The sequence below is a fragment of the Mesorhizobium sp. MC2-1-1 genome (genome assembly GCF_057597255.1).
In genome coordinates this window covers 2805312-2831964 of sequence record NZ_CP195205.1, presented here as the reverse complement: position 1 = coordinate 2831964, position 26653 = coordinate 2805312, and the positions used below count along the sequence as shown (strand labels likewise).

Genomic DNA, 26653 nt, shown 5'->3' with positions numbered 1-26653 from the left:
CTCGCCTCCCATGGAGCGAATGTCGCCATTCGTCTCATTGTCTCAAACAGGCGCACCTGTTCTCGTCAAGACCCGGAGCGGGCAACGGGGCGGACTGTCGGGCGGGGGCCATGACGGAGCGGCAACGACGAAACCTGACGGCATGCCGGTTTCGTTACGATTTGACGATTTCCGTCACGCAATGGACGTAGTCCATGCGATGGCTTTCGGGAGCTTGTGTGACGTCGGCTTGATAGGCGCCGTAGAAATCGTCGATGATGGCGGAGCGTTCTCCTGGCGGTCGCGAGGGATCGAGCGCGTTTGCGAAAACAGTCTCAGACCAGGAGCGCAGCGTCGGCACATAGGCCCGGGCGAAATCCTGGGCGTTGCGGTGGGTCCTGAACGCCTCGGCATAAGGGCAGGGCGTCACCATGGTGAACATCGTCTCCAGCTTTAGCCCCGCCCGCGACACCGGCGAAGCGGGATCGCGAAACGGCGCGGCGAACTCGTCCGGTGTCTTGTAGAATTGCTGGAACGTCGCGTTGACGTACTCCGTCTCACTGATCCGTCCGGCGCGAAGCAGGTCGCGCCAATGGCGCGCGAAGGTGTCGAACATGTCGGCGCCCGTCGTATGGCCGAGATAGCGCCCCTCTTCATCGACACAGAAATTGGCAAGTGCCAGCCTGCCGCCCGACCTCAACTCGCGCGCCCTGGCAAGCAGGATCGTGTCCCAGTCGCGGAGGGCCTGGGCGCGAAACTGTGCCCGCTCGGCTTCGGTCGCGCCGACCGCCTGGACATGATCGGCGATCATGCAGGGCCGCTTGCTGATCCAGTGCATCGCCGTGGCGGAAAAGCCGAACGACAGCGCATTGTCGGGAAGGATCTGGCGGTAGAAGCTGGTGCCGCTGCCGAAGATGTAAAGCCCGGGCGTGTCGGCCAGCGGGGCCTCCGTCGAAATTCCAAGCAGTCCCTGGCTGAGCCGGAACAAGGTCGAGAAATCGTTATGGGGCAGGTCCGTATAGGTGATCGATATCGCCCGTTCCGGTTCTGCTTGCCGGATAGCGCCGACCAGCCGCCGCATCATGTCCATGGAGGTGCCCCCGTCGGCCGCGCCGAAATCGGCGATCGCGAAGGGCTGGCCCTCGGCCAATCGGGGCATCCTGGCGACGGCCTCGACGACGAGATCGCCGACCTTGTCGATGACGTATTTGGCGCCGACGGTGTTGGCCGAGTAATAGCCCGCCCCCCGCATGGCAATCTTCTGGCCGTCGGCTGCGCTCATCGTTTTTTCCCCTTATTCATCGTCCACGCGTCCTCCACCGGCTCCGCGGACACGCGACCTTTCGCTTTCCGGCACGTAGGTTCTGGCCGCGAAGGAATTCAGCGCGGCGAGCGTCCGCTCGTCGATCGCTCCGCGCCGGCTCGTGATTGGCGGCACAACCCCGGCGCGGCTCTCGACGATGATATCGGCCCGAGGCGTCAGCAGCGCCACCGGCTGTGCAATGCACATCTCCGACCGGCGCAGCATGGCGTCGAGCCAGATCGGCAGACCGACATCCAGGATCGTCAGCGGCAGCGCGCCTGCCGGTAGCGGGTCGTCGAGCAGCAGTGCCGACGTCCAGATCGGACAGAGCGGTCTTCCGGTCGCGACGTCGGCCTCGCCGTTCCGCCACCGCGTCGTGCGGGCAGGATCGGGCGGCTCGAAGGATTGGGCGTTTTCGGCAAGGCTCAGCATGGCCTCGCCCCAATTGGCGTCCTCGACCGCAATCCGGCGCGCCGCGCGGCCGATATCCTCGGCCAGTCCCCATGAAAATCCGGCGCCGCGCGCCGTCTTGGTGCTCAGCGTTTCCACCTCGTTGAGCGAGAGCTCGATCATGCGGCCTCTCCCGCCATCGTGGCGACATCCTCGATCAGCGGCTCGCCGCTGAACAGCGCGATGCGCAGCCAGCGGTCGGAGCGCGGGTCGAAACTGCGCGCGCCGAAGAACGCCAGCTTGGCGCGCAATATGTCGACGGGCCGCAAGTCGGCGCCAATCAGATTGTCGTGGATCTCGGCATAAGGAAACTTGGCGACGATCTGGGCGCGTCGCACCGCATGGCGCCATTCGGGGCGGCGCAGGAGGAAGTCGGCGACGCTGGTCGATGCCGGCTCCTGCGCCAGCGCGGCCGCCAGAGCGAGCGCGTCGCGAGCGGTTGCGAGCGGCTGTTCGAGCTCAGCGCCGTCCTCCTCGAAACGCTCGCCGAGCCGGGGCTCGAGCTTCGCCGCAGAGACATACCAGAAGCGCGCATTGGCGGACGGTTCGGCGAAATCGACTTTTCCCGCCCAGGAATAGCTTTCGAGAAGCGCCTGGCGAAGCGAACCGCAGTTGACGCTGCCGTCGATCGAATGTCCAAGCGTCTCGTCGGCCTTCATCGTGTCGCCGAGTTCGTCGACCAGCGCGCCGTGCGGTTCGAGGATCAGCGAGACGCAGGCTTCCTGCCCTTCCAGCGAAAAATTGTCTTCCGCGAAGCGATAGACCGTATCCCATGGCCGTGGTTTCGCCAGAAGCTGGTCGAGGTCTTTGGCCAGCGCATTGAGATCGGCGGCCAGCGACAAGGTGGCGGCAGCCTGGCGGTCATCGTCGCTGTGCCAGCGGGCGACGCGTTGCCGCAGATCGGCGAGCGCCTTCGAGAAAGCGTTTCGTTCTTCCTCGCCGGCTTGGGGCTGTGCGCGCACCCGCGCCAGCGCGGTCTCGCGGGCGAGGAACCAGCTATGCGTCAGGAGCGGATGGCGCACGAGGAAGGGCGCCATGCCGAGCCCCGTCGCATTGCCGACCCCGAGCGCCCGGCGCAAATGCGGCGCCAGCCTTGCGGCGCCGGCCGGGTTGCGGCGACGGGCGATATGATCGACCAGGTCTAGCGTGAAGGACCGGATCAGCCAGACGGTGAGCATCTCCGCCTGGAAGGATCCGGCAAGCTCGGGACGCGCGTCGATCTCGTCGCGATCGGCGATGCCGAACTTGCCGTTGCCGTAGACGGCGGTGGTGCGCAGCAGATAGCCGACGCCGAGCAACTGCTCCTCGTCCGGCTGCCGTCCCTGCGCAAGCGCCGTGGCGACTTCTTCGAACAGCCGCACGCTCTTGTTGGCGCGCGCCAGCACGAGTTCGCGGTTGGTGTAGCGGCCCGCCTCCTGCAGGGGCGCATTTGCCTCCAGCCGCGCGATTTCGGCGGCCTCCGGCAAGCCGTCGTAGAGCACGTAGCTGGTGTCCCAGGCCTGCGCGATCACCCGGTCTGACCGCTTTTCGTCGTCGAGCGGCGTCGAGAACGCTACCAGGCTATAGGTCCTTGCCGGCGTCTCGACCGTATAGATCGCGCGCCCGAACCCATCGTCGTCCAGGTCGAGCAGGTGCCTTCGCACCCGCCATTTTTCCCTGGTGGCGCGGCGGATCAGCTGGCGCAGGAAGCTGAGGCGCGTCGGATGTGCGGCGCCCAGACGCTTAACGCGCATGACGACCTCCGGCGGGCGCAACGCGATCGCCGTCATGCGGCGCTCCCTGCGAGCTTTTCCAGCGTGGCGAGCGTCTCCGCCGCCACCTCGATGCCGTCCTTGGTGTTGTGTTCGCGCGCGCCAAAACGCCTCGTGCCCGGGAGCCTCGCTTCGCCGGCAAAGGCGCCGGCGACGGTTTCCAGAATTGCGGCGAACGCCCCGCCCGAGGTTGCATCGGGCGAGACCGCCAGGAAGAACTGGCCGGTTCCCGGTGGGCCTCCGGCAGTGCCGGAGAAGGGGCTCGCGACAAGCCCGGGATTGGCGCCCGTCAGGCATGCGGCAAAGATCTCCACCAGCAATGCGGAGCCGACGCCCTTGTAGCCGCCCGCCGGCGCCATCGTGCCTTTCAACGCTTCGCCGGCGTCGGTGGTCGTCTCGCCGCTCGCGTCGAAGGCCCAGCCTGGCGGGATCGGTTCGCCGGCGCGGGCGCGCTTGATGACCTCGCTCTTGGCGACGACGCTCGCGCTCTGGTCGATCACGAAGCGCGCGCCGCCCTGGCCGTCGGGAACCGCAAGCGACCAGGGATTGGTGCCGAGTGCAGCCTTGCGGCCGCCCCAGGGCGCGATCGAGGCCGGCGCATTGGTGAAACCCAACCCGACGAGGCCTGCCTGCGCGATGCGTTCGGTGTGATAGCCGAGCGCGCCGCAATTGTAGGAATTGCGGATGGCAAGCGCCGCCACCCCTTGCGAGCGGGCCGCGTCGATCAGCGGCGGCAGGCCGATGGCGATGGCCGCATGGGCAAAGCCGTTGGCGGCATCGACGGCGACGACCGCGGGAGCCGGCCGGTTCAAGGTAGGCTCCGCCTGCCCCAGGACCTTGCCGCAGGTCAGATGCTCGCAATAGGTCGGCAGGTACATCAGGCCGTGCGACTTGAGGCCGTCGCGTTCCGCCGCCGCTATGCCTGCGGCCAGCGCCTCAGCCTGCCGCTCGCTTGCGCCGTGCCGCATCAGCGCTTCCCGGGCGAGTGTTTCAATGCGGGCTTGCGTCAGGCGTGTCATCCGGTCATCCACCAATCATGCGACGGCATAGCCGAACTCTGCTTCGCTTGCCCGCGTCTGCAGGCGGATGCATTCGATGAAGCGCAACGACGCCGGTTGCAAATTGCGGCCCTCCTTGGCGATCCAGCCGACCGTGCGGCTGGATCGCGGATCGGCGAGCGGAACGAAGCGGACGTCGTGGCTGCTTTTCCAGCGGCAGAGCCGGGGCAGGATGGTGACGCCTAGCCCCGCCTCCACCATCGCCAAGTTGGAGCTCACATTGGTCGCGGTGAGTTTCGAGCCGGCGGCAAGCGCCTCGGTCTCGGCAAGACCAAGCGCTGCCGCCGCGCCATTGCGGATGAAGCTCTCGCCATCGAGTTGCGCCCATTTCAACGGATGCTTCGATCTTGCCAGCGGATGGTCGACCGGGCAGACGAAATCGAGCGGTTCGTGGAACAGCGGCTCGAAACTGAGCTGCGGCCGCTTGGTCGCGAGCACGCACAGGCCGACCTCGACGAGGCCGTTTTCGACCGCGTCGACGATGGCGTTGGAATCGCTGTCGCGAACATGGATGTCGAACTGGCCGCCCTCGTCGCGAAGCCGTGCTATCGCGCGCGGCAGCAACGTCACGGCGACCGAAGGCACGCTCGCCACGTCGCAGCGTCCCTGCAGGTCCGCGGCGTAGCTGATCATCGCCAGGCAGGCGCGGTCGTAGTGCGCGATCATGGCGCGCGCCTCGTCGAGCACGATGCGGCCGACCGGCGAAAGCGCGCCCTTGCGTTCGCTCTCGAACAGCGGCGCGCCGATATCGTCTTCCAACTGCTTCAAGGTCATCGATACGGCAGATGGCGTGCGGCCGATCTGGTCGGCGGCGGCGCGCACGCCGCCGGTCTCGCAGACCGCGACGAAGCTGCGCATGCCGGTCAGGCTGATGGTTTTGGTCACTGTTAAGCTTGCCTGAACATTTGTGCCAAAAATTGAGCTTGATTGAAGTTCACAGCATTGGTTAGGTCGTTGTCAACCGAATTGATGCAGGTCGAGCACGATGCTGAACGGTCAGAACTTCATTGCCGGCGAATGGCGCGACGGGGCCGACTGGGTCGAGGACATCAACCCGTCCGACGTGACCGACATCGTCGGGCGCTTTGCGCAGGCGCGGCCTTCCGATATCCATGACGCCGTGGCGGTGGCGCAGGGCGCCCAGCGGGAATGGGCGACTGCCGGACTGGAAGCGAGAGCCGCCGTTCTCGACGCCATCGGGCGCGAGTTGATGGCGCACTCGAAGGAACTTGGCGAACTGCTTTCGCGCGAGGAGGGCAAGACCCTTCCCGAAGGTATCGGCGAGGTCTATCGCGCCGGCCAGTTCTTCACCTATTTCGCCGCCGAGGTGCTGCGTAATCTGGGCGGCTCGGCCGACTCCGTCAGGGCCGGTGTCGATGTGCTGATCGAGCGCGAGCCGCTCGGAGTCGTGGCGATTATTTCGCCCTGGAATTTCCCCATCGCCACCGCGTCCTGGAAGATAGCGCCGGCCTTGGCCTTCGGCAACGCGGTGGTCTGGAAACCGGCCAGCCTCACGCCGGCGAGCGCCTGGGCGCTAACCGAGATCATCAGCCGGCAGGCCGTCCCGAAAGGCCTGTTCAACCTGGTGATGGGATCTGGCTCGACGATCGGCCGCGAGCTTGCCGCCAATGCCGATATCCAGGGGCTGAGCTTCACCGGTTCGGGCGCCATCGGTTCGGGCATAGCGGCGCTCGCCGCCGCGCGGTTCGTGAAGCTGCAGCTCGAAATGGGGTCGAAGAATCCGTTCGTGGTCATGGACGACGCCGACCTCGACCGCGCGGTCGACCTGGCCGTGAACGGCGCCTTCGGCGGCTCTGGACAGAAATGCACGGCGTCCTCCCGCCTGATCGTCCACCGGCCGGTGCATGACGCCTTCGTTGAGAAGCTGCTGGCGAAAACCAAAGCGCTCAAGGTCGGCCATGCGCTCGAGGCCGGCGTCCAGATGGGGCCAGTCGTCAGCGCCGAGCAACTCTCGGCCAATCTCGATTATGTAACGCTCGGCAAAAGCGAAGGCGCCGAACTTGCGACCGGCGGCGAGGGGCTCGATCTGACGCACAAGGGTTACTACATGGCGCCCGCCGTGTTCCTGAACGGGCGCTCACGCATGCGCATCAATCAGGAAGAGATGTTCGCGCCGATAACCTGCGTCATTCCCGCCGACGATCTCGACGAGGCGATCGTGCTTGCGAACGACACGCCCTATGGGCTGACGGCCGGCATCGCCACGCGCTCGCTGGCACGCGCCACGAAATTCCGCCACGCCTCGCGCTCGGGCTGCGTCATGGTCAACCTCGCGACCGCCGGCACCGACTACCACGTGCCGTTCGGCGGCGTTCGCGCCTCGAGCTACGGCCCGCGCGAGCAGGGCCGCGCGGCGGTCGAGTTCTATACCCAGGTCAAGACGAGTTACATCCATGCGGGCGCGGCCGAATGAGCTCCGGTTCCGACGCGCCTGAAGTGCTCATCGACGGGCTCCAATATTGCAACTGGTCGCGCGAGATTTTCGAGGAGATGCGCCAAGGCGGGCTGACCGCGGTCCACGCCACGGTCGGCTATCACGAAGGTTTTCGCGAGACGGTGCGCCACCTCGTCGATTGGCGCACCCGCTTCCGTGACAATGAGGACCTCATCCTCCTGGCGCGCGATGCCGGCGACATCGAGCGGGCGCGGGCGTCGAACCGGACGGCGATCTTCCTCGGGCTGCAGAATCCCATGCCGATCGAGGACGACATCGGTTTGATCGAAATGCTCTTCGATCTCGGCATCCGCTTCATGCAGCTCACCTACAACAACCAATCGCTGCTCGGCTGCGGCTGGATGGAACAGGAGGACAGCGGCGTCACCCGGATGGGGCGAGAGGCGATCGCCGAGATGAACCGGCTCGGCATGATCATCGATCTGTCGCACGCCGGCGAGCGGACCGCGCTGGAAACGATCGCGCTATCGCAGCGCCCAGTGGTCGTCAGCCACGCCAACCCGCGCTGGCTGCGCGACAGCAACCGCAATGTCTCCAGGGCCGTCTTGCAGGCACTGCGCGCAAAGGAGGGGCTGCTCGGCCTTTCGCTCTACCCGCTGCACCTCCCCAACGGCTCGGACACGACGCTGGAGCAGTTCGGGACAATGGCTGCCGAAGCGGCCGGGATCATGGGAGCGGATCATCTCGGCATCGGTTCGGACCTCTGCCAGGACCAGCCGGACAGCGTCGTGCGCTGGATGCGCGAGGGCCGCTGGACGCGCGAGATACAGGTGGCGGCAAGCTTCCCGCCTCAGCCGTCCTGGTTCGGATCGAACCTCGATTTTCCCGGGCTTGCAAAGGGCCTTCTCTCGGCGGGCTTCGGCAAAGCCGAAACTCGTCTCGTGCTCGGCGGCGCCTGGCAGCGATTCCTCGAGGCCAGCCTGCCTCCCGCCGACTGAGTGCCGCGCTATTGCGCCGGCTTGTCGTCCGGGTGGCCGAGCTCGCAGAACCAGCCGCCGAGATATTTCTCCGAAGGCCGCTTCGGATCGGGAATGGGTGTCTTCGCCTCGACTGTGGCGCGGAACGGCTCGGCGCTATCCTGCGGGATGAAACCGAGGTGGTTCGCGCCGCTGTTGTCGACCATCTTCAGCCTGTTGTCGGATATGCCGAAGGAGATGGTGTGGCCGACGCGCGGCGCCGTCAGCGACGCCTCGACCAGGCGCACGCAGTCGGCGAAGGACAGGTACGACCACAGCATGCGGCGGTCGGCCGGCTCCGGGAAGGACGAAAAGATGCGCAGGCAGACCGTCTCGATGCCGAACTTGTCCCAGTAGAGCCGGCTGAGGCTCTCGACGAAGTTCTTCGACACGCCGTAGAGACTGTCGGGGCGGACCGGCGCGTCGACGCCGATATGCGCCTCGATCTCGTGATAGCCGATGGCATGCACGGACGAGGCGTAGATGACGCGCTTCACGCCGTGTTTCCGGGCGCCTTCATAGATGTGGTAGGAGCCGCGGATGCTGGAATCGAGAATGGTCTGCCATTCGCATTCGAGCGGCGCGCCGCCGAAATGCACGATCGCGTCGCAGTCCTTGGTCGCCGCGATCGTCGCTTCCATGTCGGCGAGGTCGAACACCGCTTCCTCTTCGTGCGGGGCAATGTCGCCGAAGGGTTCGCGGCCCGCCAGGCGGATCGTCTTGGCGAGGGGCACCAGCCCCTTACGCAACTGCGAGCCAAGCCGGCCGGCGGCGCCGGTGATCAGTATACGTTCGTATGGCGGCATCACTTACTCCACTTGCGCGACGGGGGCGTTGATCCGCGCGATCGCCTCGGCCAGCATCTCTTCACCGGTCGCGGTCGAGATGCGGAAATAGGGTGACAGTCCATAGGCGACGCCGGGCACCGACGCCACCCGGCCGACGCCCTTGGGCGTCCTGCGGCCGATGAGGCTGGCGCAGCCGATATAGGCGTAAAAGGCGCCCTCCGGCGGCGCGAGCGTCAGTCCGTTGATCTTCCGGATTCCGTCGACGACGAGGTCGCGTCGCGCTTCGCCGTTGGCGACGACGATTTCGTCGGCCGTATAGTCCAGCCCGTTCTCATGCCGGAATTCTCCCGCGATCGTTTCGCGCACTTCGACTGTCCGGGCGGCGGCCGTGTAGAGCGTCCGGCCGGCCTTCGCGGCGAAATGAGCGGCATCGATGATGTGATTGGGCATCGGGCTATCGGGGTCGGTCAGGCCTAGGTCGATCACGTCCACACCCCCGGCGCTGAACGCCTTGGCTGCCTGCGAGGCTGCCATCGAGGCCGACGGCTCCGCCGAATGACGCGACGCAACATAGCTCATCGGTCGTTCTCCGTGATGTAACCCTTGGATCGGTCATTGGCCCGCGCGGCGACGCTGCGCCTGGCGGGATCGCCATAGCCGCCGCCGCCCGGCAGTTCGAGGATCAGCCGGCGCCCGGCCGATACATGCTGCCAGCCCTTGGGGCGCATCCTGGTGCCGTCGTCGAGCTTGACGATGCCGGCAACGCCCGGCTTGCCGCCCTCGCGGCCATGGGCCGGATGATTGACGCGGTCGAACATGGCCGAGAAGTCGAACTCGTGGCCGTCGATCGCTGCGATCTCGATGACCTGTCCCAGGCCGCCACGGAACTCGCCGTCGCCGCCGGAGTCCGGCCGCAGCTCCTTGCGCCAGATGACGATCGGGCCGGTATGCTCCGTTGCCTCGATCGGCATCGTGTGCACGCCGGACGGGAAGGCCGTCGCCGACAGGCCGTCGAGCTCGGGGCGGGCGCCCATGCCGCCGGAGTTGAACATCAGCACCTCGGCGTGGCGGCCGGAACCGCCGGCGACCGGGCGTGCCGAAATGTGGATGTTCCACAGAGCGCCGGCGCCTTCGGCGAGGATTTTGCCGGGCAACGCCTTGGCGAAGGCGCCGAGCACGAGGTCGGGCACCATATGGCCGAAGATGTGCCTGAGCGCCACCGGCGCCGGCCGCACCGCGTTCAGAACGTTGATGGGCGACGAGACAGTGAAGAAGGCAAGCGAGGCGGCATTGTTCGGAATGTCGGGCGCCACCATGCATTTCAGCGCATAGCACGCATAGGCCTTGCTGTAGATGATCGGGCAGTTGATGCCCCAGCGGCTCATCGGGTCGGTGCCGGTGAAATCGACTTCGACGTGGTCGTCGCGGACCGAGACCGTGGCTGCGAGCTTGACCGGCTCGTCATAGCCGTCGGTGACCAGCTCGTTCAACCAGCTTCCCTTGGGCAGCGCCTTGATGCGCTCACGCATGGCGTCGCGGGTGCGCGAGAAGATGAAGTCGCCGAGTCCATCGAGCGAAGCGAGGCCGATCTCCTTCATCATGTCGACGAGGCGCCGATGGCCGACCTCGTTGCAGGCGGCCAAAGAATAGAAATCGCCAACCACCTGGTTCGGCTCGCGGACATTTGCGCGCAGGATGCGGACGAGGTCGAGATTGACCTTGCCCTTTTCCGCGAACTTCATGATCGGGATCTGGATGCCTTCCTCATAAACCGACTTGCCATCGGCGCCGAAGCCGCGCCCGCCGACATCGACGACATGTGCGGTGCAGGCGAAGAAGGCGACGAGCTCGCCGTTGAGGAAGGATGGAGAGACCATGGTGATGTCGTGCAGGTGGCCTGTGCCCAGCCATGGATCGTTGGTGACATAAGTGTCGCCCTCGAACATCTCTTCGCGCGGTATCGCGTGCATGAAATGCAGCACGGCTTCGGCCATGGTGTTGACGTGGCCGGGCGTGCCGGTCACCGCCTGCGCCAGCATCTGGCCCCGCGGATCGAACACGCCGGCCGACAGGTCTCCGGATTCGCGGACAGAGGTCGAGAAGGCGGTGCGCAAAAGCGTGAGCGCCTGCTCCTCGACCACCGAGATCAACCGGTTCCACATGACCTGCATGCGGATTTCGCCAATATCGCTCATGCCTGGCTGCCTTTGCGGGTCAGGAGTATCGCGCCGTCGCTTTGGATGACGGCGTCGAAGCTGGTGGTGATGACGGTGGACGTCTCGCGCTCGACGATGACGGCAGGCCCCGCGACGCGGTCGCCGGCGCAGAGCGTGTCGCGCTCGACGATGCCATAGGTTCGCAGAGCACCGCTGACCGGGTCGAAGATCTCGCGCCTCGTTGCCGGTTTGCTCGTCTTCGTTCCGGCGGTGAGTTCGTGCCGCGAGACAGCCGGGCGAACGTCCGTCGCCTTCACCGACCAGGTGACGATCTCGATCTCCAGCCCGTCGAGCCCTTCAATTGCGCGGCCGAAGAAGCGCTGGTAGTTCTCCTCGAACAGCGCCTTGAGCTTGGCCACGGCATCGTCGCCAAACGGCGCGTCCGCCAGCGGCACGGGTATCTCCCAGCCTTGGCCAGCATAGCGCATGAAAGCGGTGATCTCGCAGACGATTTCTCCGCTGGCGCTGATGCGGACGAAACCCTCGGCGGAGGCCTTGAGGTCGGCGAGCAGGGCATTCACCTCGGTCGCCTTGAAGCGAGACAGGCGCGTCAGCTTCGATGCGAGGGCTTCGTAGCCGAACGGCGCCTTGAGGAAGCCGATCGCGGACCCGACGCCGGCGCCGCGCGGCACGATGCACTGGTCGATGCCGAGCTTTTCGCAAAGCCTGGCGGCGTGAAGCGGTGCGGCGCCGCCGAAGGCGATCATCAGATTGTCTGAGATGTTCTTGCCGTTCTCGACGGCGTGTACGCGCGCGGCATTTGCCATGTTCTCGTCCACCACCTCGCAGATGCCGAAGGCCGTTGCGATGGCGTCCAGCGACAGGCGCTCGCCGACATGGCGCAGGATCGCTTGCTCTGACGCCGCGGTGTCGAGCTTGATCGCGCCGCCGGCGAAATTGTCGGGGTCGAGCTTTCCGAGCATCAGGTCGGCGTCGGTGATCGCCGGACGCTTGCCGCCACGGCCGTAGCAGGCAGGGCCTGGCTCCGAGCCGGCGCTTTCCGGTCCGGTCTGGATGCGGCCCATGGCATCGACCCAGGCGATCGAGCCGCCGCCGGCGCCGATCTCGATCATCTCGATGACCGGAATGGAGATCGGCATGCCCGAACCCTTGGAGAAGCGATAGGTGCGCGCCACTTCGAACGTCCGCGCCGTGCGCGGCGCAAAATCCTCGATCAGGCAGATTTTGGCGGTGGTGCCGCCCATGTCGTAGGAGACGACCTTTTCGAGTCCGAAGCGCCTGGCGATGTCGGCTGCAAAGATGGCGCCGCCCGCGGGGCCGGATTCGACCAGCCGGACAGGAAATTTCGAAGCGGTCTCCACAGAGATCAGGCCGCCGCCGGAATGGATCATGAAGACCGGGCAGTCGGCGCCCATATCCTTCAGCCGGGTCTGCAGGCGGGCAAGGTAATCGGCCATCCGCGGCCGCACATAGGCGTTGGCGCAGACCGTGTTGAAGCGCTCGAACTCGCGCATCTGCGGCGAGACCTCGGCGCTGATGGAGATCGGGATGCCGAGCTTGCCAGCGAGGATCTGGCGCGCCCGGCGCTCGTGGTCGGGATTGGCGTAGGCGTGGATGAAGCCGATCGCCACCGAGCCGAAATTGCCGGCGGCGATGCGATCGGCGATCTCCTCGAGCGCGACTTCGTCGAGCGGTTGCAGTTCCTGACCTTCGGCGCCGATGCGGCCCTTGACGGTGAAGCGGTCCTCGCGCGGGATCAGCGGCGTCGGCAGCTGTAGGTTCAAATCATACTGCTCGAAGCGGTTCTCCGTCCGCATCTCGATCACATCGCGAAAACCTTCCGTCGTGACCAGCGCGGTCCTGGCGCCGCGTCGCTCGATCAGCGCGTTGGTGGCGAGCGTCGTGCCGTGGATGATGATGCCGATCTCGGCCGCCGAAATGCCGGCATCGCGGATGACGACGTCGATGCCGTCGAGGATCGCCTGCTCGGGCGCCGCATAATTGGTCAGCACCTTGGTTGAAAACATCGTTCCCCTGACATCGAGTGCGATGTCGGTGAAGGTGCCGCCGATGTCCGCGCCGAGACGAATGTCGTCTGATCTTGTCATGCCTTGACCTACTGGCGAGAGAGCGGCGTCCTGCATTCAGGTGACGAGCAAACCTGGCCTGCCTTGCGGGTTACACCTGCACTCCAGCGGTTGGGGGCGAAATCAAGAAATGCGGCTCATTCGAAAGTTTTTCTTTGCTGCTGTAAATTCCGTGGGTGCCTGACGCCGCCCGTCAGTCGGAAAGCGGGGCCGGTTTCGGCAAGGAGAGCTTGAGGTCGCTCCGCCAGTCTTCCTGGGTCAGCCATCGACGGAGCGCGGCCACAGCCTTGACGCGCAGATGCCCGCGCGGGACGACGAGATAGAAGCCAGGGACTTCGTCCGGCCGCATGTCGGCGATGGCGTCGCGGCCGACCGGCGCGACCAGCGCACCGGAACGGAAATCCTCCTCGGCGTCGATCACGGAGACCAGACCGACACCGATGCCTTGCAAGGTCGCCTGGCGCATCGTCGCCGCGTCGTCGAAGCTGATGCTGCGGTCGCCGTCGGTCAGTTCCACGCCGAGGTGCCGCAATATGTCCGGCCACAGGCGCTTCGACTTGACGGTGTCGAGCAGCGTGAACTTCGTCAGGTCCTGCGCCGACTTGATCTTCTCGCCAATCGCCGGCGTGCAACAGATGATCTTCGGGTCAGGCACCAGCAGCGTGACCTCGTAGTCGGACCAGTTGCCGTAGCCCCACTGCACAGTCATATCGATGTCGTCGCGGCCGAAGTCGGGCAGGTCGACCATCGTCGTCAGGCGCAAGTCAGCGCCCGGCAGGATCTCGCGGAACAGTGAAATCCTCGGCAACAGGTAATGCGTGGCGAAATACGGGCTGGCATTGAGGTTGATGCGGTAGCGGTCGTTCGAGTTGGTGACGCGGCGCACACCTTCGGAAAACTCGTCGAAGCCGGCCTTGACGTAGTGCGAGAGCAGTATCGCCGACTCCGTCAACTCGATCGAGCGGCCCTTGCGCTCGAACAGCGTCACCTGCAGCGTGTCTTCCAGCAGCTTGATCTGCTGGCCAACGGCCTGCGGCGTGACCAGAAGCTCGTCGGCCGCCTGCCGGAAGCTCTTGTGCTGCGCGACGGCGTGGAAGACGCGAAGCGCGTTGAGCGAAGGAAGGCGAAGCTTGCCGCTCATCGTAAGTCCGCCTCCTTTCGTTCGAGACCCAGTCGATAGTGCCGGCCCAGGCTCAACAGCCGCAGATTGCCGAAGTGATTCTAGGCGTAGATGTAACCGCCTGAAACGATTACGTTTTCACCCGTCATGTAGGTGTTCCTCGGGCCGCCCGTCATCAGCACCCACTCGGCGATCTCGGTCGGCTCGGCGCCACGGCCGAGCGGACTTGCCTTGGCCAGTTCGTCGAGGAAGCCAAGGGCCTTTGCCTTCTCGGTAGCCATGCCGGCCGGCGCCACGGAATTCACCAGGATGCCATCCTTGGCGACGTTATGCGCGAAGGATCGCGTCAGGCTGACGACGGCGGCCTTGGTCGCCGCGTAATGGGCGTTCTGCGGATGCGCCTTGAAGGCATCGACGGAGGTAAGGTTCACGATCCGCCCACGCACATGACCCTTCGGCTCCTGTGCCTGCATGTGGCGGACTGCCGCCACCATCATGTGATAGGTGCCCTTGATGTTGATGCCGTTCGAGGCATCCCAATCGTCATCGGTGATTTCGAGCAGCGGCCGGCGCGGATAGATGGCGGCGCAATTGATCAGAGTGTCGACGCGCCCGAGCCTGGCCAGGATGGCGTCGAAGGCGGCATGGCATTGCGGCCCGACCTGGATGTCGCACGTAGCCGCCGCCGTCGGCAGGCCCCCGGCCTTTGCCGGCTCGAGCGCCCTTTCCGCGGCCTGCTGGTTGATGTCGATGATGCCGATCCCTGCCGCCCCGGCCTCGACAGCCATCTTGGCGAGCAGGGCGCCAAGGCCGGCGCCGCCACCGACGATCAGAACGGAAAGATCCTTCATTCCACTATCCCTTACTTGGTGCCGCTCGGCGAAGTCGGCCATGTCGGCATGATGTCGAAACGGGTGACGTCGGCCCATGCCGGCAGCGCGAGCACCGCGACGACCATCCGGGCCACGTCGTCGGGCTGCACCACCTTGCTGGCGTACATGGCGGCGCGCGCCTTGGCGTCGAGGATGTCCTGGTAAAGCTGCGTCTCGACGCGGCCGGCGACGATCTCGGTGACGCGCACGCCGGACGGGGAGAGGTCGGCGCGCAGCGCGCCGGCAAAGCCGGAGATCGCCGCCTTGGTGGCCGCATAGACGGCAATGTTGGAGAAGGCGGCGTGTCCCGCGACGGAGCCGGTGAAAAATATGTGCCCCGACCGCCGTTCTCGCATCTGCGGCACGACGAGACGGGTGAGCAGGATCGCGGCGCTGAGGTTCACCTCCAGCGTTGCGTCGATGTCGGCGATCTTCATGTCGGCGAAATTGCCGAGCGGCGGCATTATGCCGGCATTGTTGACCAGCACATCGATGGTGAGATCGGACAGCACCGATTCCAACGCCTCGCGGTCGGTGACGTCGATGGCGATCGGCACGATGCCCGGACGCTCGGCCTGAAGCTCCTTCAGCGCGGCCTGGCTGCGGCCGACCGCATAGACGTCGTAACCTGCGTCGCTCAGCGCGATCGCCATCGCCCGTCCTATGCCGCTCGTCGCTCCTGTGATGAAGGCTGTCGTCATTTGGGCTTCCCCATTCGCGGCGTCCCCAATTGCGAGCGCATTCCGCGCAACGAACCATTCCTGAAAGAAGCGATGACCTAAGCAGATGTTCGTGGGATCCCCCAAGAATATCTGCTTATGGCCTGTTGGTTTTCGCGGGTCCCGATCGCAAACCGCAGGGCACCTTTGCGGAAGCTGCTTAGTGCGCAGGCCGCCGCCAATCGCTAGGCTGCGACCGGCCTGGCGGCCTCACGGCAACGGGCTCAGGCCGCGTATCTCGCCGTAGCGGGCTGCCTCGACCACTGGGCGTACCAAGCATCGAACAATTTGAGCTGTGCCTCGGCGTAGCCGCGCTGGCTGTCGCTCAGCGCGTCCGTCGGGTTGAAGTGCAACCTGTATTCGGGGTTACCCTTCAGCACCATCATGTGCTTGAAATAAAGCACCAAGTCGGGGCCTTCGTCGAAGCGGGAGAGCATCGCCAGCGCGGCGTCCAGTTCCTGCGCCAGCCGGCGCGCTTCGGCATCGCCCTTCGCAGCGGCCTGGCTCAGGCCCACCAGATGCAGCACTTCCTTGGGCAGCACGTTGCCGATGCCGGTGATCGCGCCGGAGGCTCCGCAATTGACGAAGCCGTGGAAGACGGCGGTGTCAACGCCGATCATCAGCGCAACGCCGTCGTCCCGGCTGGTGATGTTCTCCGCCGCGTAGAGCAGATCCGACGGACCGCCGAACTCCTTGAAGCCGACCAGGTTTGGATGTTCGGCCCGCAGCGCGAAGAAGAGGTCTGCCCGCGTGGCGAAGCCATAATACGGGCTGTTGTAGATGACGGCGGGCAGGTCGGGGGCGGCTGCAAGGATCGCCTTGAAGTGGTGGCGCTGCGCGGTGACCGACGGACCGCGCGACAGAACGCGTGGGATCACCATCAGGCCCCTTGCGCCCACCTTCTGAGCGTGCGCGGCGTGCGCCACGGCACTGGCGGTGTTGACCGCGCCTGTGCCGACGATCACGGGCACGCCGGCCTTCACCAGTCGCTCGACGCCTTGCATTCGTTGCTCGTCGCTCAGCAGCGGCCAGTCGCCCATGGAGCCGCAATAGACGACCGCTGACATGCCGGCGGCGATCAATTCGCGGCCCTTTCGCACCAGGGCGTCGAAGTCGGGAAGCCGGTCATTGGTGCAGGGTGTCATCAGCGCCGGCATGCAGCCGGAAAAAACGTTGGCGGTCATCTTGGATTCTCCTTGAGGCTGGCACGCGGATTGACCAGTTTGTCCCGAATAAGCACCGCTTGCCAAGCGGATAGTAGCGGCCGACAGGGAGAAACAACAATGCGAACCAGAACCAGCATCCGCGTCGTCGGCTGCCATGCCGAAGGCGAGATCGGCGATGTCATCGTCGGCGGTGTGCTGCCTCCGGCAGGGCCCACGATGATGGAAAAGATGATCACGATGGAACGCGATCACGACCATGTAAGGCGCATGCTGATCTGCGAGCCGCGCGGCAGCGTCGCGCGTCATGTAAACCTCCTGGTGCCTTCGACGCGCGAGGATTGCGCCGCCGGTGCCATCATCATGGAACCGACGGAGTACCCGCCGATGTCCGGCTCCAACACGATCTGCGTCGCCACCGTGCTTCTGGAGACCGGCATGGTACCGATGAATGAGCCCGAGACGCGCTTCAAGCTCGACATGCCTGGCGGCGTCATCGAGGTGCGCGCCGAATGCCGCGACGGCAAATGCCTGTCGATCACGTTTCGCAACGCCCCCGCTTTCGCCGAACGCCTCGACGCCAATATCGAGGTCGAGGGGTTGGGAACGCTGAAGGTCGACATCGCCTATGGCGGGATGTTCTACGCGATCGTCGACGCGGCCGCGCTCGGCTTCTCGGTCGTTCCCGACGAGGCGCGCGACCTTGCGGCGGCCGGTGAGAGGGTTCGGCTCGCGGCGCGCGAACAGCTCGATGTCGTGCATCCCGAATTCGACAATGTGCGCGGTGTCTCCATCGTGCAGTTCGCCATGCCGTTCCAGGGGCCGGGCAAGGTCACGCGCAACACCTGCATCGTCTCGCCCGGACGCTCCGACCGCAGCCCGACTGGAACCGGCACCTCGGCCCGAATGGCCGTGCTGCAGGCGCGCGGCCTGATGGGCGTCGGCGACGTCCTGATCCATGAATCGATCATCGGCTCCCGCTTCACCGGCAGAATTGTCGAACTGACCGAAATCGCGGGACGCAAGGCGATCGTTCCCGAAATCACCGGCCGCGCCTGGATCACGGGCGAGCACGCCTACTATCTCGATCCGACGGACCCCTATCCGCAAGGCTACGTGCTGTCGGACACCTGGGGAACCTCGACCTCTGTAAAGCAATAGAGCTTCCCGCGACGGTGTGGCCTCGGAGCAGCCGGAACCTTTCTGTTCAAACGCAGGGCCATCGCGCTTGCATATGCTCGGCGGACCTTGCAGGGAGGCGCCCGCTCTGATTCCCTGTCGTCGGTGGGGATCGCCTGATTCGTGTGCTCGTTGTTCCGGTTCCGCATGACCGTGCGGCGGAACGGCAGGTGCTTTCGGTAGAAAGATTGAAAAAATGACCGCCAAGCCGGAAATCCTGGAGATGAGGCCCAAGATCACCGTTGTCGGGGTCGGCGGCGCGGGCGGCAACGCCGTCAACAACATGATCGCCGAAGGCTTGCAGGGCGTCGAGTTCGTCGTTGCCAACACTGACGCCCAGGCGCTCACCATGTCGAAGTCGTCGCGGCTGATCCAGTTGGGCGCGCATGTGACCGAAGGCCTGGGCGCCGGATCGCTGCCCCAGGTCGGAAGCGCGGCCGCGGAGGAATCCATCGACGAGATCATGGATCACCTGGCGGGGACGCATATGTGTTTCATCACCGCCGGCATGGGGGGCGGCACCGGGACCGGCGCCGCGCCCGTGATTGCGCGTGCCGCGCGCGATGCCGGAATCTTGACGGTGGCCGTCGTCACCAAGCCCTTCATGTTCGAAGGCAAGCGCAGGACCCAGGCGGCCGAGGAAGGTATCGAACGCCTTCGCGAAAGCGCCGACACCGTGATCGTCATCCCGAACCAGAACCTGTTCAGGGTCGCCGATGCCAAGACTACGTTCGCCGACGCCTTCGCCATGGCGGACCGTGTCCTCTACGCAGGGGTCGGCTGCATCACAGACCTCATCGTCAAGGAAGGGCTGATCAATCTCGATTTCGCCGACGTCAAGTCGGTGATGCGCGACATGGGGCCGGCGATGATGGGTACCGGCGAGGCCTCCGGGGAGGGACGCGCACGGACGGCCGCCGAGGCGGCAATCGCCAATCCGCTCCTCGACGAGGCCTCCATGACGGGCGCGAGGGGGCTGCTGGTCTCGATCAGCGGCGGCATGGATATGACGCTGTTCGAGGTCGATGAAGCCGCGACCCGGATACGCGAGGAGGTCGACGCCGATGCCGACATCATCGTCGGCGCCATCTTCGACCAGGCTTTGGCAGGAAAGTTCCGCGTGTCCGTCGTCGCGACGGGCCTGCGCAGGAACGCGAACATCGCGCAGTTCGAGCAAAGGATCGCCTGACGCCGCGGCCTCTCGGTCGCGCTTTTGGCCGATGTAAGGATTCGCCGACGGACTTCGAAGCCCCTTTCGGTTCCGGCGTGTTCCCGGAGTTCGGTGGTTATCCGCGATCGGCAAGCTCGCCCTCGTCTCGAATCTTCCTCGTGCAGTGCACAGCCTCCGGAACTGGTCGATGTCGGACTGATCAAATGGCTGGCGGCTTACTCGCGCCGGCTTTCGCGTGGCCGCGAACTCGTCTGTCCGTGGCAGCGGAAGCAAACTGCACAGCGTATCAGAAAAACGAAATTGTCCGCCGACGCTCCAGTCGTAATTGTCCCGACCAGGCGAATGGCCGGGTGCCTTGGGAGGATTCCGGATCAGCTGGTCGCCTGAGAAGGGCGTCGATCACGGGCTGCCTGGGAGGAAGAAAATGCCTGGTTCGGGCAAATCGGACGACAGGCACCTTGGCTTCAAGGTGTCCCAGGAAGTCGTCGTCGTTGCAATCTCGGTCATGCTGTTCGTCGTCTTCTCGGCGACGCTCAACAATTTCCTGAGCCAGGGCAACATCATCGCCATCCTCAAGAACGTGTCGATCCTCGGCACGCTGGCCGTCGGCATGGGCTTCGTGGTCGTGGGCCGCGGCATCGACCTCACCATGGTGGCGGTGATGGTTGTCGGCGTCGCATTCAGCATCTGGATCTCCACCTGGGGCATCGATTTCACGCTTGCCGTGATCTGCGGCGCCATACTGGTCGCGGCCATCGGCCTGTTCACCGGCGTCATGGTGGCGATCGCGGAGGTGCCGCCGATCTTCGCCACCCTGGCCATCGCCTCATCGGTCTATGGCGCGGGGCGCATCGTCTTTGCGTCGGACGTGCTTTATGCCCCGCCGAACATCGCCTGGCTGAAATTCGTCGGCAATGGCAGCGTGTTCGGCATACCGATGTCCGTCGTCATTTTCGGAGCGGTAGCGGCCCTGATGGGCCTCTTCCTGAGGAAGACGCGCTTCGGCCGGCTGGTCTACGCGACCGGCGACAATCCGAACGCGGCACGCACCACCGGCCTGCCGACGCGCCCGATCATCGTGACGCAATATGTCATCAGCGCGCTCATCGCCTTCACCGCCGGCATCATCATGACGGGTCTCGTCACCGGCATCGACACGCGCCTATACAATTCGAGCCTGATCTACGACGTGCTCCTTGTGGTCGTGCTGGGCGGCATCGGGCTGTCGGGCGGGCAGGGCGGTGTGCGCAATGTGATCGCCGGCACCATTCTGGTCGGCATCCTGACCAACGGCATGACGATCCTGAATTTCTCCTACACCAGCCAGAACCTGATCAAGAGCGTGATCCTGCTCAGCGCCCTTGCCATCGACGCCATCATCAATCCGCGCGACGAACAGACCTCGCAGAGCGGCGACATCTGAAACACAACCGAACCATCAAATCAGGGAGGAAACCATGAAGATATTCAAGAGATGCCTGTTCGGGGGACTGGCCGCGTTCGCGCTGCTGGGCGCGGCCCAGGCCGCGAGCGCGCAGGAAACCGACCAGGTCGGCCGCGCGCCCTATCTGGAGTCGCTCAAGGGCAAGAAGGTCATCTTCGTGCCGATCTCGCAGGGCATGGACCTCAACCAGGCCTGGGTAATGGTGTGGCAGCGTCACGCCGCTCGCTACGGCTTCAGCCTCGAAGTGCGCGATCCCAACGGCGATACCAATGCCGGCATCCGCGCCATGCAGGGCGCCATCGCGGAGAAGCCGGACCTGATCATCGTCCAGAACCCCGACGTGCAGACCTATGCGCGGCTGCTGAAGCAGGCGCAGGCCGCCGGCATCAAGGTGCTGCAGGTCAACATGCAGTCGGCCACCCAGACCGACTCTTATGTCGGCAATGACTGGATCGAGATGGGTCGCCTGGAGATGGGCGAACTGGCCAAGCACTGCACCGGGCCGAACGCCGTTTCGCACAAGGTGGTCTGGCTTGCCGGCGTACAGACGGGCGCCGCCAACATCTACATGCGCACCGGCATTGACGAGGTGCTGAAAGCAAATCCCGAGCTGCAGCTCGTCTCCGACCAGCCGGCCGATTACATCAGCGAAAAGGCGCGCCAGATCACCGAGACGGTCCTGCAGCAGCATCCGGACCTCTGCGGCATCATGGGCATCTGGGACAATGCCGAAGTCGGCGCTGGCGCAGCGGTCGTGGCTGCCGGCAAACAGGACCAGGTCACCATCGTAACCAATGGCGCGGGCGCGGCCACGGGCTGCGAGAGCATCAAGAACGGGCTGCTCGACGTGATCTTCAACTTCAACGCCCCGATCCAGGGCGAGATCGCCGCGCAGCAGATCTCCGAGCTGCTCCAGCACCCTGACCGCAAGGCCGGCAGCGAGAAGACCATCTTCTTCGGCCCGATCACACGCGTCGACAAGACCAATGCGTCCGGCCGCAACTGCTGGAAGCCCGAAGACATCAAGTGAACGGACTTTCCGATGAGCACGGCCGAAAGCCTTGTACGCTGGCGCTATCGTCTGCTCCCCGACCACGTGGTCGGGGAGATTCTGACGAAGAAGTGGATCGACAGCGTCATCCCTTTTACAGCGCTGGTTATCCTGTGCGCGATCTTCGGCTCGATCGTGCCGGGCTTCTTCGACGTGACGACGCTGACCAATCTCAGTGGCCAGACCGCGGAGCTCGGCCTTGTCGTGCTCGGCATGACCATCGTCATGGTGTCCGGCGGCATCGATCTTTCGGTCGGTTCGACTTTCGCGCTCGCCGTTCTGGTCACACTTTACGGCATGAACGTCCAGCAATGGAGCTTCGGGATCGGCCTGCTGGCGTGCCTTGGCCTGGGTGTCGTCTGCGGCGCCATCAACGGCTTCCTGGTCGGTTTCCTGCGCATGCGGGCGTTCCTGACCACGCTGGTCACGCTCATCATCTATCGCTCCACCTTCGACATCATCTTCCCGCGCGTCTCGACGGCAATCGTCACCAGCGGGCCGGATTCGCCGACCTATGATTTCCTCGGCTTCGGCACGATCTGGGGCGTGCCGACATCTTTCGTGGTCTTCCTGATCATCGCGCTGGTGATCCATCTGGTGCTGTCGCGCGCACGCTATGGCTGGCGGCTGTTCGCGGTGGGCGGCGCGCGTCGCTCCGCCTACAATGCCGGCATCAATGTGCGTTTCACCTTGTTCAGCGCCTATGTTTTGTGCTCGGTGCTGGTCGCGCTCTCCGGCTTCTTCTTCTCGGCCCGCATTGGAAGTGCTGCTTCCGACATCGGCACCGGGCTCGAACTGCAGGTGCTGACCGCGACGGTGCTCGGCGGCATCTCGCTCGGCGGCGGGCGCGGCTCGGTGGCCAAGGCGCTGATGGGCACGCTCTTCGTGCTCGTCCTGTCTAACAGCCTGCTGGCCTTGGCCGTGCCTGGCCCGGTCAACTACCTGATCCTCGGCCTTGTCCTGCTCTTGTCGGTGATGCTCGACGTGCGCTGGGTGAAGAACCGGCACAAGATCCTGCGCAGCGTCTATATCTCGCCGACCTTCGCGAAGATGCCGCAGGCGATCTCGACCGAGCCCGGCGCGCCCATGGCGGTGAACGACCGGCTGAAGGATGTCGGCGTCATCGGTCTTGGCTTCCTCGACGGCGCCGAGGACGTGATCTTCGACCGGCAGGACCGGCTCTACACCGGCAGCCGCCAGGGCGACATCCTGCGCTTCAAGCCCCCGCACTACACCGAAAGCGAAGTGTTCGCCCATATTGGCGGCTCGCCGCTCGGCATGGCTTTCGACCGCGACGACAATCTGGTCATCTGCGTTGCCGGCATGGGCCTCTATCAGGTCTCGCCGGCGGGCGAGGTGAAGCTGCTGACGGCCGAGACCAACCGCTCGCTGACATCGGTCGTCGACGATTCGACCATGAAGCTCGCCGACGACTGCGACATCCTGCCGGACGGGCGCATCGTTTTTTCCGAAGCCACCGTGCGTTTCGAGATGCACGACTGGTATGCGGACGCGCTCGAAAGCCGCGGCAACGGGCGCATCATCGTGCACGATCCCCGCACCGGCTCGACCCGCACGCTGTTGTCTAATCTGGTCTTCCCGAATGGCATCTGCACGGCGTTCGACGGCCAGTCCGTGCTGTTCGCGGAGAGCTGGGCCTGCCGCATCAGCCGCTACTATTTCGACGGCCCGAAGAAGGGCAGGGTGGAGCGGGTCATCGAGGGGCTGCCCGGCTATCCCGACAACATCAACCGCGCCTCCGACGGCACCTACTGGCTGGCGCTGATGGGCATGCGCACGCCGGCGCTGGACCTGTCGCTGGAAATGCCGGGCTTCCGCCGCCGCATGGCGCGGCGCGTGTCGGAAGATGCCTGGCTGATGCCCAATCTCAACACCGGCTGCGTGCTGCGCTTCGACGAGAAGGGCCAGATCCTCGAAAGCCTGTGGGACCAGGCCGGCGAAAAGCATCCAATGATCACCTCGATGCGCGAGCATAAGGGCATCCTCTATCTCTGCGGCATCTTCAACAACCGGATGGGGACGCTGCCGCTGAAGGGGGTCAATCCCAACTGGTTCAGCTCGGATTCCTATTGGGGCAAAAAGGCATGAGCGCCGTGAGCCGGCTTTTCGACCGCTTCCTCGGACGGGGCGACTGGGCGGTGACCGTGCCCACGCTCGACGGGCCACTGCTGCCCAACCAGGGACTGGAGGAGGCGGAGCTCTTCGCCGGCCTCACCGACGCCGACAATCTGGTGCGGACCGAAAAGGGAATGCTGGCGAGCAGCGCGAACCGGCTGATGAGGTTCGACGCCGACGGCAAGCCCGAAGTGACGCAGGAATTCCCCGGCGAGATCACTGCGCTCGCCCATGCCCGCGGCATGACCGCCCTGGCGATCGACGGCAAGGGCGTCGTCATCCGCGGCGGCCTGCATGACGGGCGGGAGGCGACGGGCGACGAGGCCGGCAGGCTATCCTGTGTCACCGCGCTCACTTTCCTCGACAGCAACACCTTGCTGGTGGCCAACGGCTCGGCCTCGCTGCCGGCGAGCGGCTGGCGCCGCGACCTGATGCAGAAGAACGCTTCCGGCTCGGTCTGGCGCCTCGACCTGAAAAGCGGCCGGCTCGAGCTGATCCGCGACGGCCTCGGCTGGCCCGCCGGCATCGCCACGACCGGCTCCAACCGCGTCTACGTCACCGAGGCCTGGCGTCATCGCGTGCTGGCGATCGATCTCGCCAGCAAGGCAACGGTACCGGTTCTGGAGCATCTGCCGGCCTATCCCGCCCGCATCGCGCCGGCCTTCAACGCCGGCTACTGGCTGACCTTCTATTCCGTGCGCAACCAGTTGGTGGAGTTCATCCTGCGCGAGGAGACCTTCCGTAAGCGCATGCTCGCCGAGGTGCCGGAGGCCTACTGGATGGCGCCGTCGCTCAGCTCGTGGCGCGACTACCGAGAGCCGATGCAGGGCAGCCAGCTCAAGCAGATGAACGTGCTGAAGCCTTACGCGGTCACTCGGTCCTATGGGCTCGTGGTGCATTGCGACCAGAACATGAAGCCGCTGTCGAGCTTCCACTCGCGCGCCGACGGAACCGTGCACGGCACTCTCAGCGCCTGCGAGGCGGACGACGACCTGCTCGTCGCCTCGCGCGGCGGGTCGCGGATCGTGCGCCTGGCCAAAGTCGCCAGCGGCAAGCGAGGGTAAGCGATGTCGGATAACATCATCGAACTGAGGGGCGCGACCAAGGCGTTCTCGCGCATCCCGGCCTTCAAGAATGTCGATTTCGACCTGCGCAAGGGCGAGATACACGCGCTGCTTGGCGAAAACGGCGCCGGCAAGTCGACGCTGACCAAGGTCATGGCCGGCGTGTTCAAGCTGACCGAAGGCAAGCTGTTCTTCGACGGCAAGGAGGTGTCTTTCGCCACGCCCGCCGAAGCGCTTCGCGCCGGCATCGCCATGGTGTTCCAGGAGACCAATCTGGTGCCGGCCATGACGGTGGCGCAGAACCTCTATCTCGGCGAAGAGAAGATGTTCAACCGGCTGCGCGGCCTTTATATCCAGGCGCGCCAGTTCCTCGCCGGCATGGGCTTCCAGGTCGACCCGACCGCGCAGGTGAGCACGCTCGGCGCCGCGCACAAGCAGATGGTGGAGATTGCGCGCGCCGTACATCACAAGGCGCGCGTGATCATCTTCGACGAGCCGACCGCGACCCTGACACCGGAAGAGAAGCGCCACTTCTTCAACCTTCTGCAGCGGCTGGTGAAGGAAGGCATCGCCGTCGTCTTCATCACCCATGCGCTCGAAGAGGCGCTTGCCGTCGCCGACCGCATCACCGTCATGCGCGATGGCGAGATCGTGGCTTCGGGAGCCGCCAAGGGCTTCACCCGCGCTTCCATCGTGCAGGCCATGGTCGGCCGCACGCTGACCGAAACGCTGCATGGCGAGGTCAAGCGCATCGCGCGTCCCTATGGCGACAAGGTGCTGTCGGTCGAGAACCTCTCCTGCGCCGGCTTGGTGCGCAACTCGTCCTTCTCTGTTTTTTCGGGCCAGGTCACAGGCATGTTCGGACTGGTCGGCGCCGGTCGCACCGAAATGGCCAAGGTCGTTGCTGGCCTGCTGAAGCGCAACATATTCCATGGCGGGGAAATCCGGCTGCTCGGCAAATCGGTGCGCTACCGGGTGCCGCGGCCGGCCGTGCGCGACGGCATCGTCTATGTGACTGAGGATCGCAAGTTCGACGGTTTCTTCGAAACCATGACGGCGGGCGAGAACCTGCAGATCGGCGAGCTGACCGACGCCTCCAACCCGTTGTCGATGGTGTCGATGTCACGCGCGAAGGAACTCGCCAAGCAATGGGGCGAGCGGCTCAGGCTGAAGCAGATCAGCGACCGCGCCAGGATGATCGAGCTTTCCGGCGGCAACCAGCAAAAGGTCGTCATCGCCAAATCGCTGATCCAGCAGCCGAAGCTGGTGATCTTCGACGAGCCGACGCGCGGCGTCGATGTCGGCGCCATCGTCGAAATCCACCAACTCATCAGCGATCTCGCCGATCAGGGCATGGCCGTCGTCGTCATCTCCTCCTATCTGCCGGAAATCCTGGCGGTTTCCGACCGCATCCTGGTCGTCAAGCGCGGTCGCGTGGTCGAGGAGATGATGCTGTCCGAGGCGACCGAGGAGCGCGTCATGTTCGCCGCGGTCCACTAAGGTGTGTTGAAATTCAGATCAGGCCGGCCTGCGAACGACGGCCTCCTGCGCTTCCGGTGCTCACGTACTTCAAGTTCGCTCCGCTCCGGTTCTCGGAAGCCATCGTTCTCGACTCGGCCTGATCTGAATTTCAACACACCTTGATCGGGAATAAATTCGCTGGCTAAACTTGGGCCGGCGTCTGGCCCGGCCCTACTGCCTTGCAATCG

General features: G+C 65.1%; 22 protein-coding genes. 9 read left to right on the top strand and 13 right to left on the bottom strand.

Annotated elements, in window-relative coordinates:
• Nucleotides 1–154 precede the first annotated feature (154 nt).
• The 5 genes from ACR64R_RS14080 to ACR64R_RS14060 are packed head-to-tail and all read right to left on the bottom strand — an operon-like array spanning nt 155 to nt 5426.
• A complete protein-coding gene (locus ACR64R_RS14080; RefSeq protein ID WP_487362218.1) occupies nt 155–1261 on the bottom strand; it encodes a class I SAM-dependent methyltransferase in 1107 nt (368 codons plus the stop codon).
• 12 nt (nt 1262–1273) lie between these two features.
• The gene (locus tag ACR64R_RS14075; protein ID WP_487362217.1) at nt 1274–1855 is read right to left on the bottom strand and encodes a DUF3726 domain-containing protein; all 582 of its coding nucleotides are present in this window, start codon (nt 1853–1855) and stop codon (nt 1274–1276) included.
• Entirely contained in the window at nt 1852–3501 is a 1650-nt protein-coding gene (locus ACR64R_RS14070; protein WP_487362216.1) for a hypothetical protein, read from the bottom strand. Before ACR64R_RS14070 ends, ACR64R_RS14075 begins: the two co-directional genes overlap by 4 nt.
• On the bottom strand, nt 3498–4502 hold the full coding sequence (locus tag ACR64R_RS14065; RefSeq protein ID WP_487362215.1) for an Ldh family oxidoreductase: 1005 nt from the start codon (nt 4500–4502) through the stop codon (nt 3498–3500). The genes ACR64R_RS14070 and ACR64R_RS14065 overlap by 4 nt, the downstream gene beginning before the upstream one ends.
• 15 nt (nt 4503–4517) lie before the next feature.
• Nucleotides 4518–5426 carry a LysR family transcriptional regulator gene (locus ACR64R_RS14060; RefSeq protein WP_487362214.1) on the bottom strand — a complete coding sequence of 303 codons (909 nt, stop codon included), beginning with the start codon at nt 5424–5426 and terminating at the stop codon, nt 4518–4520.
• A gap of 100 nt (nt 5427–5526) precedes the next feature.
• On the opposite strand from ACR64R_RS14060, the gene ACR64R_RS14055 reads away from it, so the two are divergent.
• Both ACR64R_RS14055 and ACR64R_RS14050 read left to right on the top strand, forming a co-directional pair.
• Complete coding sequence (locus tag ACR64R_RS14055; RefSeq protein WP_487362213.1) at nt 5527–6975, top strand: aldehyde dehydrogenase family protein; 1449 nt, start codon at nt 5527–5529, stop codon at nt 6973–6975.
• A complete protein-coding gene (locus ACR64R_RS14050; RefSeq protein ID WP_487362212.1) occupies nt 6972–7955 on the top strand; it encodes a membrane dipeptidase in 984 nt (327 codons plus the stop codon). The genes ACR64R_RS14055 and ACR64R_RS14050 overlap by 4 nt, the downstream gene beginning before the upstream one ends.
• Nucleotides 7956–7963: 8 nt before the next feature.
• Here ACR64R_RS14050 and ACR64R_RS14045 read toward each other — a convergent pair whose 3' ends face one another.
• The 8 genes from ACR64R_RS14045 to ACR64R_RS14010 form a co-directional block, all read right to left on the bottom strand.
• Entirely contained in the window at nt 7964–8779 is an 816-nt protein-coding gene (locus ACR64R_RS14045; RefSeq protein WP_487362211.1) for an NAD-dependent epimerase/dehydratase family protein, read from the bottom strand.
• A 3-nt stretch (nt 8780–8782) separates the two neighbouring features.
• Entirely contained in the window at nt 8783–9340 is a 558-nt protein-coding gene (locus ACR64R_RS14040) for a hypothetical protein (protein WP_487362210.1), read from the bottom strand.
• Nucleotides 9337–10956: a hydantoinase B/oxoprolinase family protein gene (locus tag ACR64R_RS14035; protein ID WP_487362209.1), complete on the bottom strand. Its 1620-nt coding sequence runs from the start codon at nt 10954–10956 to the stop codon at nt 9337–9339. The genes ACR64R_RS14040 and ACR64R_RS14035 overlap by 4 nt, the downstream gene beginning before the upstream one ends.
• Nucleotides 10953–13046, bottom strand: coding sequence for a hydantoinase/oxoprolinase family protein (locus ACR64R_RS14030; protein WP_487362208.1), 2094 nt, complete (start codon nt 13044–13046; stop codon nt 10953–10955). The genes ACR64R_RS14035 and ACR64R_RS14030 overlap by 4 nt, the downstream gene beginning before the upstream one ends.
• Nucleotides 13047–13218: 172 nt before the next feature.
• Nucleotides 13219–14166, bottom strand: coding sequence for a LysR substrate-binding domain-containing protein (locus ACR64R_RS14025; RefSeq protein ID WP_487362207.1), 948 nt, complete (start codon nt 14164–14166; stop codon nt 13219–13221).
• An 80-nt stretch (nt 14167–14246) separates the two neighbouring features.
• Complete coding sequence (locus ACR64R_RS14020) at nt 14247–14996, bottom strand: SDR family NAD(P)-dependent oxidoreductase (protein ID WP_487362206.1); 750 nt, start codon at nt 14994–14996, stop codon at nt 14247–14249.
• An 11-nt stretch (nt 14997–15007) separates the two neighbouring features.
• The gene (locus tag ACR64R_RS14015) at nt 15008–15718 is read right to left on the bottom strand and encodes an SDR family oxidoreductase (RefSeq protein WP_487362205.1); all 711 of its coding nucleotides are present in this window, start codon (nt 15716–15718) and stop codon (nt 15008–15010) included.
• Nucleotides 15719–15960: 242 nt separating this feature from the next.
• Nucleotides 15961–16920: a dihydrodipicolinate synthase family protein gene (locus tag ACR64R_RS14010; RefSeq protein WP_487362204.1), complete on the bottom strand. Its 960-nt coding sequence runs from the start codon at nt 16918–16920 to the stop codon at nt 15961–15963.
• A 99-nt stretch (nt 16921–17019) separates the two neighbouring features.
• Between ACR64R_RS14010 and ACR64R_RS14005 the strand changes: the two genes are divergently transcribed.
• From ACR64R_RS14005 to ACR64R_RS13975, 7 genes are all read left to right on the top strand, one after another.
• A complete protein-coding gene (locus tag ACR64R_RS14005) occupies nt 17020–18060 on the top strand; it encodes a proline racemase family protein (protein WP_487362203.1) in 1041 nt (346 codons plus the stop codon).
• Nucleotides 18061–18274: 214 nt separating this feature from the next.
• Entirely contained in the window at nt 18275–19267 is a 993-nt protein-coding gene (gene ftsZ, locus ACR64R_RS14000) for a cell division protein FtsZ (RefSeq protein WP_487362202.1), read from the top strand.
• Between the two features lie 406 nt (nt 19268–19673).
• Nucleotides 19674–20672, top strand: coding sequence for an ABC transporter permease (locus tag ACR64R_RS13995; RefSeq protein WP_487362201.1), 999 nt, complete (start codon nt 19674–19676; stop codon nt 20670–20672).
• A gap of 34 nt (nt 20673–20706) precedes the next feature.
• Nucleotides 20707–21723: a sugar ABC transporter substrate-binding protein gene (locus ACR64R_RS13990; RefSeq protein WP_487362200.1), complete on the top strand. Its 1017-nt coding sequence runs from the start codon at nt 20707–20709 to the stop codon at nt 21721–21723.
• A 12-nt stretch (nt 21724–21735) separates the two neighbouring features.
• A complete protein-coding gene (locus ACR64R_RS13985; RefSeq protein WP_487362199.1) occupies nt 21736–23853 on the top strand; it encodes an ABC transporter permease in 2118 nt (705 codons plus the stop codon).
• Entirely contained in the window at nt 23850–24944 is a 1095-nt protein-coding gene (locus tag ACR64R_RS13980) for a strictosidine synthase (RefSeq protein ID WP_487362198.1), read from the top strand. The genes ACR64R_RS13985 and ACR64R_RS13980 overlap by 4 nt, the downstream gene beginning before the upstream one ends.
• Nucleotides 24945–24947: 3 nt before the next feature.
• The gene (locus ACR64R_RS13975) at nt 24948–26444 is read left to right on the top strand and encodes a sugar ABC transporter ATP-binding protein (RefSeq protein WP_487362197.1); all 1497 of its coding nucleotides are present in this window, start codon (nt 24948–24950) and stop codon (nt 26442–26444) included.
• Nucleotides 26445–26653 lie beyond the last annotated feature (209 nt).

What these genes read in the sequence shown, in the direction of transcription:
- ACR64R_RS14080 (WP_487362218.1), bottom strand. Translation starts at nt 1,261, where the DNA reads ATGAGCGCAGCCGACGGCCAGAAGATTGCCATGCGGGGGGCGGGCTAT.
- ACR64R_RS14075 (WP_487362217.1), bottom strand. Translation starts at nt 1,855, where the DNA reads ATGATCGAGCTCTCGCTCAACGAGGTGGAAACGCTGAGCACCAAGACG.
- ACR64R_RS14070 (WP_487362216.1), bottom strand. Translation starts at nt 3,501, where the DNA reads ATGACGGCGATCGCGTTGCGCCCGCCGGAGGTCGTCATGCGCGTTAAG.
- ACR64R_RS14065 (WP_487362215.1), bottom strand. Translation starts at nt 4,502, where the DNA reads ATGACACGCCTGACGCAAGCCCGCATTGAAACACTCGCCCGGGAAGCG.
- ACR64R_RS14055 (WP_487362213.1), top strand. Translation starts at nt 5,527, where the DNA reads ATGCTGAACGGTCAGAACTTCATTGCCGGCGAATGGCGCGACGGGGCC.
- ACR64R_RS14050 (WP_487362212.1), top strand. Translation starts at nt 6,972, where the DNA reads ATGAGCTCCGGTTCCGACGCGCCTGAAGTGCTCATCGACGGGCTCCAA.
- ACR64R_RS14045 (WP_487362211.1), bottom strand. Translation starts at nt 8,779, where the DNA reads ATGCCGCCATACGAACGTATACTGATCACCGGCGCCGCCGGCCGGCTT.
- ACR64R_RS14040 (WP_487362210.1), bottom strand. Translation starts at nt 9,340, where the DNA reads ATGAGCTATGTTGCGTCGCGTCATTCGGCGGAGCCGTCGGCCTCGATG.
- ACR64R_RS14035 (WP_487362209.1), bottom strand. Translation starts at nt 10,956, where the DNA reads ATGAGCGATATTGGCGAAATCCGCATGCAGGTCATGTGGAACCGGTTG.
- ACR64R_RS14030 (WP_487362208.1), bottom strand. Translation starts at nt 13,046, where the DNA reads ATGACAAGATCAGACGACATTCGTCTCGGCGCGGACATCGGCGGCACC.
- ACR64R_RS14025 (WP_487362207.1), bottom strand. Translation starts at nt 14,166, where the DNA reads ATGAGCGGCAAGCTTCGCCTTCCTTCGCTCAACGCGCTTCGCGTCTTC.
- ACR64R_RS14020 (WP_487362206.1), bottom strand. Translation starts at nt 14,996, where the DNA reads ATGAAGGATCTTTCCGTTCTGATCGTCGGTGGCGGCGCCGGCCTTGGC.
- ACR64R_RS14015 (WP_487362205.1), bottom strand. Translation starts at nt 15,718, where the DNA reads ATGACGACAGCCTTCATCACAGGAGCGACGAGCGGCATAGGACGGGCG.
- ACR64R_RS14010 (WP_487362204.1), bottom strand. Translation starts at nt 16,920, where the DNA reads ATGACCGCCAACGTTTTTTCCGGCTGCATGCCGGCGCTGATGACACCC.
- ACR64R_RS14005 (WP_487362203.1), top strand. Translation starts at nt 17,020, where the DNA reads ATGCGAACCAGAACCAGCATCCGCGTCGTCGGCTGCCATGCCGAAGGC.
- ftsZ (WP_487362202.1), top strand. Translation starts at nt 18,275, where the DNA reads ATGACCGCCAAGCCGGAAATCCTGGAGATGAGGCCCAAGATCACCGTT.
- ACR64R_RS13995 (WP_487362201.1), top strand. Translation starts at nt 19,674, where the DNA reads ATGCCTGGTTCGGGCAAATCGGACGACAGGCACCTTGGCTTCAAGGTG.
- ACR64R_RS13990 (WP_487362200.1), top strand. Translation starts at nt 20,707, where the DNA reads ATGAAGATATTCAAGAGATGCCTGTTCGGGGGACTGGCCGCGTTCGCG.
- ACR64R_RS13985 (WP_487362199.1), top strand. Translation starts at nt 21,736, where the DNA reads ATGAGCACGGCCGAAAGCCTTGTACGCTGGCGCTATCGTCTGCTCCCC.
- ACR64R_RS13980 (WP_487362198.1), top strand. Translation starts at nt 23,850, where the DNA reads ATGAGCGCCGTGAGCCGGCTTTTCGACCGCTTCCTCGGACGGGGCGAC.
- ACR64R_RS13975 (WP_487362197.1), top strand. Translation starts at nt 24,948, where the DNA reads ATGTCGGATAACATCATCGAACTGAGGGGCGCGACCAAGGCGTTCTCG.